We start from the raw sequence: 12,736 nt of genomic DNA, 5'->3' as shown, positions 1-12,736 counted from the left end.
TACATACTGGGGGGCTTTACAAAAAATGCTGATTAACTCTTTAATAAGGAAATTAAACCCGGTTTTCATCCACACACAAACACAGGTGTACAAGGCGCAGTTAATTGCAATGGGTTATAAGCCTGAACTATTACCGCTGTTTTCGAACATCAAACGTGACGGAAAATTAACGGGAACAAAATCTTCCGGAGATGTGCTTAAAATAATAGTTTTTGGAATTATCCAGGAGCGCTGTTTTATAAAGGAATTTGCCAATGATGCTGCTGAATATTCAATAAAAAACAAACGGCCCATTTCTATATTATTTGCAGGCCGGCTGGGTGCCAGAATAGTTGAATGGAAATCTGTTATTGAAACATCAGGCTTGACGATTGAAATCATTGGTGAACAAACTGCTGAAACAATTTCTATGCTTCTTTCCGGGGCTGATTTTGGCTTGTCTTCAACCCCGTTGGCGCAAATGGAGAAAAGCGGCGCTTTCGCTGCCATGAGAGAACATGATTTACCTGTAATTTGCATCGCCAGACAGTGGACCCCCAGGAACGTAAGATTTGAGCCTCCACACGGCGTTTTTAATTACCCGGCGATGAGTTTTGCTGATATTATAACCGGCGGGATCACGTTTCAATCAGAAAAACAACCCGCAGGTAATGGTTTGTCAGCCGTTACCAGGTTATTTGTTAATAGTGTTCAACCTGAATCTGAACTTCACACCTAACCATGGATTTATGCTTATAATTTCACATCCTACTGCGAATCAAAATGTTAGGGCTGCCGTTAAAGGTCTGGTCGACGCCGGCGTGGAAATTCAATTTAATACCTCTGTTGCTGCATTCCCCGGATCGTTTATACACCAGTTATCACGGCTGCCCGGTTTCTCGGAAATTCGCCGAAGAACTTTTGATCCTTCGTTTCGTTACTCAACTCAAACCAATCCATTTAAGGAAGTAGCACGAATGGTAGCTTCAAAGGCCGGATTAAGGTCTTTAACAAAGCATGAAACCGGGATGTTTTCAATTGACGCCGTTTATCAATCGCTTGATCACAAAGTATCTAAAGTAGTACGAAAAAGAAAAAATGAAATTGCCGCTGTTTACGCCTACGAAGACGGGGCGATACAAACATTTTTAACTGCAAAGGAAAACAATATTGCATGCCTGTATGATCTGCCGATAGGGTACTGGCGGGTTGCCCGTGAACTATTGGCTTTAGAAATGAAAAAATATCCGGACTGGACTCCTACATTAACAGGGCTTAGCGATTCAAACAGAAAACTCCATCAAAAAGATGAGGAGCTGAGATTGGCAGACCATATATTTGTAGCGAGTACTTTTACGGCAAAAACACTTGCCAGTTTCCCGGGTAATTTACCACAAATCAATATTATACCCTATGGTTTTCCAACGCCCGGGCCAATTAAAGTTTATGACTATAAAGGGCAGCGGCCTTTAAAAGTGTTATTTGTTGGAGGCCTAACCCAAAGAAAAGGATTGTCCTATCTTTTTGAAGCAGCGAAATATTTAAAACCGCATATTGAACTTACTATTGTTGGGAAAAAAATGTCTGGTGATTGCGCTCCGCTAAATGAAGGCTTGGAGTCAAACACCTGGATACCATCATTACCTAATTCCGAAATACTGGAATTGATGCACGCCCATGATGTTTTAATTTTTCCATCACTCTTTGAAGGATTTGGGCTCGTCATCACAGAGGCGATGGCCCAGGGAACACCAGTGATTACAACAGATCGGACGGCTGGGCCTGATTTGATAACCAATGAAGAAAATGGATGGTTAGTAGAAGCAGGGACGACCGAATCGTTAATTATTGCTTTACAAAATATCTTATCGTCGCCTTCTTTGGTGATGAAAGCCGGTATAGAGGCAATAGAAGCGGCAAGGCGGCGCCCCTGGGAGTTTTATGGCAATGAGTTGGCTGCAGCTGTATTGAAAATTTGTGAAAAGAAAAATTAACGTCAGGAAATAATATGAAAGAATTTAATTCTGCCGTTCCCCTGGAACAAAAAAGTACAGCCCCGGGTGTTCATTCGAGGAGACTCACCAAGCAGGAGAAAACTCATATTTTTTTAAAACGCGGCATATGGTTGTATTACATTTTATTAATTTTTGAAGGGGCATTGCGCAAATGGGTTTTACCCGGGTTAGCTACACCTCTGCTCGTAATAAGGGATCCAGTTGCAATCGTATTAATTGTTGTTGCAATAAATAGCGGCTATCTTAAAACAAGTGTTTTTTTAACCTCCACCCTAATAATTGGCGCGGTGGGTTTTATTACCGCCCTTCTTTTTGGCCATGGCAATGTGGTAGTAGCAGTGTATGGATTAAGAATTTTTGTGGTCCATTTTCCGTTAATATTTATAATTGGTAGGGTTTTTAATAGAGAAGATGTAATTAAGATAGGGAAATTTACGCTGTGGTTATCTATACCTATGGCAATTTTAATCGTCTTGCAACTACATAGTCCACAAAGTGCCTGGGTAAATCATAGTGTAAACAGCGATAGTATTGGAGCCGGCTTTCAGGGTGCGCTTGGGCTTTACAGGCCGCCTGGTACTTTTTCTTTTACTATCGGCAATACGTTGTTCTTTGGTTTTGCAGGCGCATATGTACTGTACTTTTGGTTCAGTTTAAAAGAAATAAAACTCGCGCTTTTAATTTGTGCTACAATTGCTTTAATTACCTCGTTACCAGTTTCCATAAGCAGGACCTTAATATTTCAAACCGGTATAACAATTTTGTTCGCATTGGTCATTTTAGCAAAAAGACCAAAGTATATTAAAACTGTGTTATTAGGCGGACTAGGGGTAGTAATTGTACTGGCAATACTGAGTAGTTTGTCTTTTTTCTCTACTGCCTCCGACGCGTTAACCACCCGTTTCAGCACCGCAAGTAAATCAGAAGGCGGGGTAGAAGGAACCATAGTGGGGCGATTTTTGGGCCTGATGTCTAAGGCGATCGGAAACGCCGCAAATCACCCATTTTGGGGATTAGGGATGGGATTGGGTACATCCGCTGGTGCCAAAATAGCAACAGGAAATGCCGGATTTCAATTGGGCGAAATAGAGTGGGCCAGGCTAATTGCCGAAATGGGAATTTTATTGGGGGGTGGGTTTATTGTTGTGCGGGTGACGTTAGCTATCCGTTTGACGAGCCTTTCATTTAAAAAGCTATTTAAAGACAGTGATCCGCTACCCTGGATGTTAGTTAGTTTTGGATTCCTGCAAATAGTTCAGGGCCAATGGGGACAGCCGGCTGAATTGGGTTTCGGAATTATAGCAGGCGGATTATTGGCGGCATCATTGAAGTCACGCAGGGCAAACAGGCAGAAAAATTAAGAAAAGTAAAATTTTATCGAACAGCCGAAAGGGACATTTTTTGAAAATAGCGGCCACATATTAATAACATTTATACAAATGAGCTTTAAGCGCATTGTTTCATTGCAATAACTACTAAATATTTTATAACGGGACTCAGATGAATACGATGTTAGAAACCAACTCTTTAGATAATAAAATTGACGTTATTTTTTTTCAGCGTAAACCAAGACCGGGGTTTAATTTTAGCATGGAGTATATTTTTTCCGATGTAAGAAACAGATTGGCTGGAAAAATTTCTGCTACCGTGAAGATTTCCAAATATTTTAACGATGTTTTACCCGTAAAGTTATATAACATCATTGAAGCTGGTATAAAGCAGGGTAAAGGGATCAATCATATTATAGGTGAAGTGCATTTTCTGAATTTTTTTATGAGGAAAAATCACGTTATTCTAACAATTCATGATTGCAATATGGTAGAGAGGAAGCAGGGTTTGTCAAGATTATTGATAAAAAACTTATACCTCTGCTGGCCGGTTAAACGGGCTAAGTATATTACTTGTGTATCGCTTTTTACAAAAAATCAAGTTGTTAAGTATTCCAAATGTGCAGAGAGCAAAGTGCTTGTAATACCCGTTGCAGTCCACCCTATATTCAAACCATCTGAAAAAGAATTTAATACCCTAAAGCCAACTATCCTGCATATTGGCCTGGGATATAATAAAAACATATTCAGACTGTTGGATGCTATAGAGGGGCTTAGCTGCCACTTATCAATAGTTGGTGAACTTTCACCAGGGCATATTGAAGCGTTAAATGCCAAAGGGATCGACTATAGTAACAGTTATAACTTATCTCAGGAAGAAATCTATCAAAAGTATATCGATTGCGATATAATGTCTTTTGTTTCAACATCTGAGGGCTTTGGAATGCCCATTATTGAAGCGAATTGTGTGGAACGGGTTGTGATTACCAGTAATGTATCATCAATGCCTGAGGTGGCAGGCAATGCCGCCTGCCTGGTTGATCCCTTTGATGTAGCTTCGATGAGAGAAGGCTTTGAACGGCTTATTGCCGATCATGATTATAGAAATAAATTAATCGAAAACGGACGATTAAACAGACTTAGGTTTGACGGCGATAATATTGCTAATGAATATCATAAGTTATATTTAAAAACGCTTTCTGAACTAAGATAAGCTAACATGAATATTTGAATCTACAATTATGAGAGTACTTAGAGTGATAGCAAGTATGGATCCGAAATACGGTGGGCCATGTCAAGGGCTGCGGAGTTCAATTCCCGAGTCAGCAAAATTAGGGATGGAAAACGAAGTGGTTTGTCTTAACGATCCGTCCGCCGGTTTTTTGGATAAAGATGATTTCATTATTCATGCTTTGGGCGAGGGAAAAGGCCCCTGGAATTACAACCCCGATTTACTACCCTGGCTGCTGTCAAATATTTTGAAGTACGATGTGGTAATTGTACATGGGCTGTGGCAATATTATTCCTATGCGGTTAAACTGGCTTTTAGCAAACTAAAGAGCAATGAAAAAACCTCTTCCGGGAAATTTCAACCATTGCCGGCACTCTATGTAATGCCACACGGCATGCTGGATCCCTATTTTCAGAAAGCAAAAGGCAGGCGGTTAAAAGCAATAAGAAATTGGATATACTGGAAATTGGTAGAAGGCAGGTTAATTAACAGCGCTAAAGCCGTGCTGTTTACCTGCGAAGAAGAATTGAGGTTAGCCCGTGAATCTTTCCGGCCTTACAAACCAGCGAAGGAAATAAATATAGGTTACGGCATTGTTTCGCCACCTGAATTCAATGTTAATATGGATAAAGCCTTTGCCAATGTTTGCAATTTGGTAGAACCCTCTCCTTATATGCTGTTTTTGAGCAGGATAAATGAAAAAAAAGGCATCGACTTATTGATATTGGCATATCTGCGGATTGAAAAGGAAAGCAATATTCCTATAGCAAAGCTGGTGATTGCCGGACCCGGGCTTGAAACCGATTATGGCAAAAAAATGCGGGTTTTGGCGTCTGAAAGCAAAAATATCATTTTTCTGGGCATGATAACAGGTGATGCAAAATGGGGCGCGTTTTATGGATGCGAAGCATTTGTATTGCCCAGCCACCAGGAAAATTTCGGCATCGCTGTTGTAGAAGCATTGGCTTGCGGCAAACCTGTGCTAATATCAAATAAAATTAACATTTGGCAGGAAATAATAGATTGCAAAGCAGGATTAATATCCACAGACAACTTAACATCCATAACTGAAATGCTTTCGGCATGGGTATTAATGTCAAACGAAAATAAAAAGCAAATGGAGAAAAACGCCTTGAAGTGTTTTGAAATAAATTTCGAGATCGAACAATCTGTTAAAAGAATGGCTGAAGCTATTTTTGAGCAGTAGCTCCTCTGGCTTTATTTGAATGCTGAGTGGGCGGGGGAGCAGAAAAATTGTACTATTTTTTCAGCAAGCCAGGCGCCTGATAATAGTTTAACCAGGACACAGACAAGATTATTAATAATAGGAAAGAATGAAAAGAAACACCAACACCTTATATATTTTAAGATTTGTGGCTGCGATCATGGTTATTATGTATCATTATGCTCCGCGCAGGCATATTTCATTTTTTACTTCATTTTTCATATCAAACGGTGGGGAGGCTACGAATTTTTTCTTTTTTATTTCTGGCTTTGTAATGATAATTGCAAACTCAAAATTCATGAAAAATGACATACAATATTTCTCAAAGAATGAATTTTATATAAAACGCTTCGCCAGGATTTATCCGCTTTATATAACGGCTTTGCTCGCTCTGGCCGTTTTTCATTTTTTTATTCAGCCAATTGATACCGGCACTGTGAAGTATAGGTTGCCATTTGAAGCACTTTGCATTCAAAGGTGGCTTTATAAGGGCTCTTTTAACTACCCGGGTTGGACAATTTCCGCCGAATTTTTATTTTATTTAATTTTTCCATACGCTTTCGTATTTATGGAGAAAAATGTCAGGAGGTTTAACTTGGCTGTTTTTGTATATTACATTATAACACTTGTTATTGGCGTTTTTCTAAGCTTTTTGGCACATAAAACATCAAATGTAAAAGGAGTGGGGATTGTTAATACCATATATTTACATCCAGTGTTCCTGACGTCAGTTTTTCTTTTTGGGATGGTATGCGGACGAAATTACGTTGATAATAAAACGGCATTTTTTTACAATAAATGGAATAATCGAATTTGTATTGTTTTAAGTATTGTTACCATTTTTATTGCAAAATACTACTTAGTTGGTTTTGGCTTGGTGCAAAGTGGCTTATTGGCTCCCGTATACTATATGCTTGTAACCAGTATAACAAGCTTTGGTAATCAGGAAACCCGTTTATTTAATAGCAGGGTTTTTCTTTTCCTGGGAGATATAAGCTATGGAATTTATATTCTGCAATACCCTGTTTACGTTTTCTTCACCCATTATATTTTAACTATTAACAGTGGGCTTTCGCTGTTTTACTACATGCTGTTTTTAATATCAGTAGGCGGTTTGGCATATTTCAGTATCGAAAAGCCTGCTAAAACTTTAATATTGAGTTTGTACAACAAGCGTAAATTTAATTCGGTAATACTGGCCGATAAAATGGTATAGCGGGAATATAATATTGTAATTGGCTTAAATTATGCAGGTTACTATTTAAAACCAATAACTGATAAGCATTACCATACACTACATTATTTAAGCGTATGAATTATAGGTTATTTGTAGTTAAAAACATTGTTACTTATCTCGAGCATTTTTGATCCGTTTGCCTTATCGTCATAATTCGAAATTTTATTTTCCTTTTTCAGCCAGTTATTAAAGTTGTTATTCTTTAATTTCAAATGAAAAACCAGGCTGGTATCTTTCACGCTATTTGCTACTATAATACCAGCATCAGCATGAGCGGGGTTCCCTGATAAGGTGAAATTATTGTCTTCAATGTCAGCATTCCCTTCGTTAAAAAGTGGTCTATTTATTGTCGCCCTGATCGTGTTTTTTTTGAATAAAAGAATAGTTTGTTTGTTTTCGTCAATATCAGGGTGTTCTATTCTCAATGTTAGGCATATTGCGTTAAAGTTCCCTGTTATTACATTGTTCGTAAACGCATTCGTCCCTTCACCCATATTTTGTATAACAGTGTTAGTTCCGTCAAATTCAAAATAACAAGAATTGACGATACAACCCTTGCGCTGACTGTTCTTAAACCCCTGAATATCATCCATACTAATAGCTTCTGAACCGCCTTTGATTTTAAATTTCGTATTTGTGGCAATACAATTAGAAGCCGTCTTTCCCATTCGTGTTGCAAATTTTTGATTGATGATATCATAAGTGCAACTATCTACCAGGCTATTAAAACAAAATTCAGAAAAATCCGTCGAAACATTTTTAAAAACGCATTCTGAAAAGGAAATGTCTCCGCTTGAACGCGAAATCTGGCCAGTTGAGGGTAAAACGTCCGGTGCTTGAAATACTACATTTTTAAATCTTACATTTCTGGCACGGTCTACTGTAAAAATGAACGGACCTGGCACCCTGATAATTGGATCCCGGGTAATTACACAATTAACAATTAATGTGTTAAAAGTATTGTCGGCAGAAAAAACCCTTGTCTGTTTTCCCTGTATTGTCAACCCATCGATGGTGTCGTTTGATGGCCCTCTGTCAATGATCACTTGTCTGCCTTTAGTTACATGGGTGCCCGCAGGGATAACATTTGTGCTGTTTGCCCTACCCGGATTTAATAAAAAAACGGTATCGCCTTTTTCGCTTACGACAGAATAGATTTCATTACCGATAGATATGGGCATGCCTTTTTTTTGAGGTGCATGTTGAATTATTGCCATTGCAATGCCACCAACTTTAGGCGGTTTAAAGTCCTTTAGCAACGCCCCAAACCAATTTTCACCTTCATAGTCATAGTTTCTTGATAAGGGATATTTCAAATAAAGTTTATTGCCATACTTTTTTACAACAACATTAATTTCCCCGAAATCCTGGTCATAATAGCTCGCTCCTCCCCGGATAAATATCTTTTGGCCCACCGGGAAATTTTCGATCCATGTTTTATTCTTTAATTCAATATAATCATCGCCTTTTTTAGTCTTATTCACAAAAGGAAATATAACGGAGGAATCTCCTTTAGCGCCTTCCTGGAAAATGTTTTCGTGTCCTCTTTCCAGGCCAATATCAAAAGTTCTGGCAACAGATGAGTCAGCTGTTAAGACCGTATTACCCGGCCCCTGCCCTTTAATCGTAATATTTGATTGCTTGATAAGCCATCTGGTATGGTTGGTAAACACACCTTTACCAAAATTGATGATACCGCCGTTAGGTAGTGCGGCCAGCGCTTTAGTAAACGCCGGCCCGTTATCAGTAATTCCATCTCCCTTTCCACCAAACGATTCAATATTTATGGAGATTTTCTCCTGACTTTTTCTATGGAACTTTTCCGGGTGCTCTTTTTCGCTTTCTCTATTTTTTGCGACAACTGCGGATGAAACATATTCAATAGCCGGATTCATCGGAAAGAAGTTAGTGCACCTCTTTTTTTTAAGACTTGTGTCTGCAAACAACAAGTTGGCCAGCAGGAAAACACACGTTATTTTCGATTGCAGCATATGGATAGAAATTTGGAATGGATAAACATATATAGCTTCAAGGTAACATTAATTAAACGGTGGATAGCATTAATATTGCAACATTTTTTTTATAGAAAGTTGCAATTACGTGTCCGTAAAAATATAAAGCATAGTAGTTCAGCTGAATTCCAGTTGCAAACAATGCAGCTTAATTGATGTTACCCTTGGAGTTTTGGCAGATATTTGCAATTTGTGGTGTAAAAGGAGATGTTTGCAATAAAATAACAAAATAGTGGGGAATGTGAATAAATTTTGTAATTGTTATATCAAAATGCCTCAAGCGTTAAATAAATTGCAAATTTCTCTATAATTAAAGAATAATTGTTTACTTTTGTAATGAGAGCAATAGTAAGTTGTTTTTTTAACTGACAATTATCTGATAATTTGTTAAAAATGACAAGATTAGTTTGTAGAATCGATTTTTTTCTATTTGTTTTGAGTCCCAAAAAGGCTTAAGTTGAAATTTTATTTTAGTTTAGGCAACCTCTCGTTGTATTTTACTACTCAACACAAAAGATTTTTCAGCTATTTTGGCTATTTAGCCAATAATTTTTCGCTTTGACTGAATTTTATTAAATAATTCGTTCTTTGGAGGGGCATTTTGCCTGAAAACCCTAAAATTTATAGGCATACGCAATCATTTAAGTGTTATTTTGTTTGGTTATGCTATGGTGATTTTATTACTTTATGGTTAAAAATTTAAATTCGACTCGCTAGAAATGTTAGATTCAAAAATAAGACTTGAAAATTTCGATTCGGGTAAAGGATATAGTAAAGGTGCAAATTACCTTACTATAGTAGGTTGGTACGTAATAAAGTGGCTTTTTTTTCTTACTTCAGTGCCCTATCCAAGCGGCCTGAAAGTTTTTTTATTAAAATTATTTGGCGCAAAAGCAGGAAAAGGCATTATAATTAAACCCAAAGTAAATATCCACATGCCATGGAGGATAGAAATAGGCGACTATGCATGGATTGGTGAAGAAGTCTTTATACTCAATTTCGAACAAGTAACAATTGGAAACAACGTGTGTATATCACAGAGGGCGTTTTTATGTGGTGGCAACCACGATTATCTTGATCCCGGATTTATGTACCGTAACGGGCCAATTGTTGTTCGTGACGGTGCGTGGGTAGGTGCCTCTTGTTTTATAGGGCCCAATGTTGTTATTGGTATTGATGCTGTTGTATCTGCGGGGTCAGTAGTTACCAAAAGCGTATCAGCTAACGGTATATATAAAGGTAACCCGGCAGAATTTGTAAAAAAGAGATGGGATTAATTGGTATTACATATAAATGTATCTCAAAAAAACAGCCGCTTTTATCACTAAAAAAATTATACAATAAACATTGACGCCTGATTTATGCATAATAAAATTACCTTAAAGCGTTTCTAAAAAACTTCCATCAAAACCCGATTTAAGTTTGATAACTCCAATCATGCAGCTTTCGTAATCATGCGATATTGGTATATTTAATTCATTTTAATATCGCTCATTTATAGAATGCGTAATTTACCGCTAATACAGGCGAACCAGGCATTTTAGTTATTTTTGATCAAAAAAACCATCTGCAATTTGACCCAAATGGCAGCAAGAGCGCACTTAAAGATAGCTTCTTGTTCATCTTTTAACGCGAACAATTGCAGAAAATAAACTCAAAAAAATGCTAAATACATGTTATGTTTGTGAGTAGTTAAACTTTCTATTCTATATGAATAATATTGTTGTTTTTGGTGCATCTGGTCAGTTAGGGCACTGTTTAAAGGACTTTGCTGAAAAAAATAAAATCTCATCAGTTTATTTCCCGACCGAAACTGAAGCAAATATCCTTGATAATGATGCTTTGACAAAGGTATTTGATACCTATAAACCTTCCTTTAGCATCAATTGTGCGGCGTATACGGCAGTCGACAAGGCTGAAGATGACCGGGAATTGGCGTTCAAGATCAATAAAACAGGAGTGGAGAATATAAGCAGGCATTGTGCAGCAAATGGTTCTGCGCTCATACATATTTCAACAGACTTTGTTTTTAAAGGCGATCAGCCGACACCGCGGAATGAAGGCGACATTGCTGAACCAATTAGTGTTTACGGTGAAACCAAACTGCAGGGCGAATTGGCTCTTAAAGAGATTTTGAGTAAACATTTCATCATTCGTACAGGTTGGCTTTATTCAGAATATGGTAACAACTTTGTAAAAACAATGCTGAAACTGGGTGCAGAAAGAGACGAATTGAAAATCATTGCTGACCAAACCGGAACACCGACTTACGGAATGGACCTTGCCGCCTGTATAATGCATATTATCAGCGTAAACAGCCAGGACTATGGTACTTATCACTATAGCAACGAAGGGGTGGCCTCATGGTATGATTTTACTAAGGCTATTTTTGATCTGTCGGGTACCAAAGTTAAAACGCTGCCAATAAAAACGTCAGAATATATTACAAAAGCAACAAGACCGGCTTATTCGGTAATGGATAAAAGTAAAATAAAACAGACTTTCCATCTGGAAATTCCTTATTGGAGGGACAGCTTGTCAATTTGTGTTGACAGATTAAAAACCAAATAAACCACTACATGAAAGGAATTATTTTAGCCGGCGGATCCGGCACGAGGCTTTATCCGATAACCAGGGCCATTAGTAAACAACTGATGCCCATTTATGATAAGCCGATGATTTATTACCCTTTATCTGTTTTGATGCAGGCGGATATCAGGGAGGTTTTGATCATTACAACACCGGAGGACAACGAGAGCTTTAAACGCTTGCTGGGCGATGGTCGCGAACTGGGCTGTAACTTTGAATATGCCATACAGGAAAAACCAAATGGTCTTGCGCAGGCCTTTGTAATAGGCGAAAAATTTATTGGCAATGATAAGGTTGCTTTAATTTTGGGTGATAATATATTTTATGGCACCGGCTTTAATGAATTGATCCGCAGTTTTAACAATGTTGAAGGTGCTGCGATATTTGCCTACGCAGTTGCCGACCCCGAGCGTTACGGCGTTGTGGAATTTGATGAGCATTTTACGGCGCTTTCAATAGAAGAAAAACCGGTTCACCCCAAATCAAAATATGCAGTACCCGGGTTATATTTCTATGATAACCAGGTAATAAAAATCGCCAAAGAGCTTAAACCTTCGCCCCGGGGCGAATATGAAATTACCGACGTGAATAAATATTATTTGGAACAGGGTAACCTGCACGTGGGGGTGATGGACAGAGGAACAGCCTGGCTGGATACGGGAACATTTGATTCATTGAGCGATGCTACTGAATATGTAAGGGTAATTGAAAAAAGGCAGGCTACAAAAATAGGCTGCATTGAGGAAGTGGCCTACCGCCGCGGATTTATTAACGATGAACAGTTGGTGGTTTTGGTTAACAAATATATCAAAAGCGGGTACGGCATTTATTTGCAGTCGCTGTTGGATTAAGCAAGCCTTTTAATACTATTGGGTGGCTGTGCAGTTAACAGCATTCATGGAAGACGTTTCGTAATTGCATTAAAATGAGGCTCTCATGGAGCCTTTGCTTTTTGAACCCGGAAACTATCCCGGGTAACAAAATATAATCCCCGCTGCGCAAAGTTTGCGCTATCTGCACAATTTTTTAAATACCTCTTAGCCGATCAGGATACCGGCAACCAGTAAAATTCCTGTTGGCAGGTTTAATGCGCGTATGAAGTGAGGCTTCCCGGTTTGAG

Annotated in this window: 10 protein-coding genes; 9 read left to right on the top strand and 1 reads right to left on the bottom strand. The window is 38.4% G+C overall.

What is annotated here, in order from left to right:
* Positions 1 to 25 precede the first annotated feature (25 nt).
* From MgSA37_RS17295 to MgSA37_RS17270, 6 genes are all read left to right on the top strand, one after another.
* The gene (locus MgSA37_RS17295; protein ID WP_157750614.1) at positions 26 to 718 is read left to right on the top strand and encodes a type 2 periplasmic-binding domain-containing protein; all 693 of its coding nucleotides are present in this window, start codon (positions 26 to 28) and stop codon (positions 716 to 718) included.
* A 10-nt stretch (positions 719 to 728) separates the two neighbouring features.
* A complete protein-coding gene (locus MgSA37_RS17290) occupies positions 729 to 1,973 on the top strand; it encodes a glycosyltransferase family 4 protein (RefSeq protein ID WP_096353663.1) in 1,245 nt (414 codons plus the stop codon).
* Between the two features lie 14 nt (positions 1,974 to 1,987).
* Complete coding sequence (locus MgSA37_RS17285) at positions 1,988 to 3,355, top strand: hypothetical protein (protein ID WP_096353662.1); 1,368 nt, start codon at positions 1,988 to 1,990, stop codon at positions 3,353 to 3,355.
* Between the two features lie 148 nt (positions 3,356 to 3,503).
* Positions 3,504 to 4,535 (top strand): glycosyltransferase, encoded by a 1,032-nt coding sequence (locus tag MgSA37_RS17280; protein ID WP_157750613.1) that lies wholly within the window; start codon positions 3,504 to 3,506, stop codon positions 4,533 to 4,535.
* Positions 4,536 to 4,563: 28 nt separating this feature from the next.
* Positions 4,564 to 5,760, top strand: coding sequence for a glycosyltransferase (locus MgSA37_RS17275; RefSeq protein WP_096353659.1), 1,197 nt, complete (start codon positions 4,564 to 4,566; stop codon positions 5,758 to 5,760).
* A gap of 127 nt (positions 5,761 to 5,887) precedes the next feature.
* The gene (locus MgSA37_RS17270) at positions 5,888 to 6,994 is read left to right on the top strand and encodes an acyltransferase family protein (protein ID WP_096353657.1); all 1,107 of its coding nucleotides are present in this window, start codon (positions 5,888 to 5,890) and stop codon (positions 6,992 to 6,994) included.
* Positions 6,995 to 7,101: 107 nt separating this feature from the next.
* Here MgSA37_RS17270 and MgSA37_RS17265 read toward each other — a convergent pair whose 3' ends face one another.
* Positions 7,102 to 9,006 (bottom strand): glycosyl hydrolase family 28-related protein, encoded by a 1,905-nt coding sequence (locus MgSA37_RS17265; protein ID WP_096353656.1) that lies wholly within the window; start codon positions 9,004 to 9,006, stop codon positions 7,102 to 7,104.
* Positions 9,007 to 9,746: 740 nt separating this feature from the next.
* On the opposite strand from MgSA37_RS17265, the gene MgSA37_RS17260 reads away from it, so the two are divergent.
* The 3 genes from MgSA37_RS17260 (at position 9,747) to rfbA (ending at position 12,467) form a co-directional block, all read left to right on the top strand.
* Complete coding sequence (locus MgSA37_RS17260; protein ID WP_096353654.1) at positions 9,747 to 10,304, top strand: WcaF family extracellular polysaccharide biosynthesis acetyltransferase; 558 nt, start codon at positions 9,747 to 9,749, stop codon at positions 10,302 to 10,304.
* Positions 10,305 to 10,737: 433 nt separating this feature from the next.
* Positions 10,738 to 11,598, top strand: a complete 861-nt coding sequence (gene rfbD, locus MgSA37_RS17255; RefSeq protein ID WP_096353653.1) for a dTDP-4-dehydrorhamnose reductase — start codon at positions 10,738 to 10,740, stop codon at positions 11,596 to 11,598.
* An 8-nt stretch (positions 11,599 to 11,606) separates the two neighbouring features.
* Positions 11,607 to 12,467, top strand: coding sequence for a glucose-1-phosphate thymidylyltransferase RfbA (rfbA, locus tag MgSA37_RS17250; protein WP_096353651.1), 861 nt, complete (start codon positions 11,607 to 11,609; stop codon positions 12,465 to 12,467).
* The last annotated feature ends 269 nt before the right edge of the window (positions 12,468 to 12,736 follow it).

It is taken from the genome of Mucilaginibacter gotjawali (genome assembly GCF_002355435.1).
GTDB classification, from domain to species: domain Bacteria; phylum Bacteroidota; class Bacteroidia; order Sphingobacteriales; family Sphingobacteriaceae; genus Mucilaginibacter; species Mucilaginibacter gotjawali.
The sequence above is the reverse complement of the archived record's forward strand: the minus strand, read 5'-3'. Positions and strand labels throughout refer to the sequence as shown.

Coding starts and splice junctions, on each gene's coding strand:
- MgSA37_RS17295 (WP_157750614.1), top strand. CDS start 26: ATGCTGATTAACTCTTTAATAAGGAAATTAAACCCGGTTTTCATCCAC.
- MgSA37_RS17290 (WP_096353663.1), top strand. CDS start 729: ATGCTTATAATTTCACATCCTACTGCGAATCAAAATGTTAGGGCTGCC.
- MgSA37_RS17285 (WP_096353662.1), top strand. CDS start 1,988: ATGAAAGAATTTAATTCTGCCGTTCCCCTGGAACAAAAAAGTACAGCC.
- MgSA37_RS17280 (WP_157750613.1), top strand. CDS start 3,504: ATGTTAGAAACCAACTCTTTAGATAATAAAATTGACGTTATTTTTTTT.
- MgSA37_RS17275 (WP_096353659.1), top strand. CDS start 4,564: ATGAGAGTACTTAGAGTGATAGCAAGTATGGATCCGAAATACGGTGGG.
- MgSA37_RS17270 (WP_096353657.1), top strand. CDS start 5,888: ATGAAAAGAAACACCAACACCTTATATATTTTAAGATTTGTGGCTGCG.
- MgSA37_RS17265 (WP_096353656.1), bottom strand. CDS start 9,006: ATGCTGCAATCGAAAATAACGTGTGTTTTCCTGCTGGCCAACTTGTTG.
- MgSA37_RS17260 (WP_096353654.1), top strand. CDS start 9,747: ATGTTAGATTCAAAAATAAGACTTGAAAATTTCGATTCGGGTAAAGGA.
- rfbD (WP_096353653.1), top strand. CDS start 10,738: ATGAATAATATTGTTGTTTTTGGTGCATCTGGTCAGTTAGGGCACTGT.
- rfbA (WP_096353651.1), top strand. CDS start 11,607: ATGAAAGGAATTATTTTAGCCGGCGGATCCGGCACGAGGCTTTATCCG.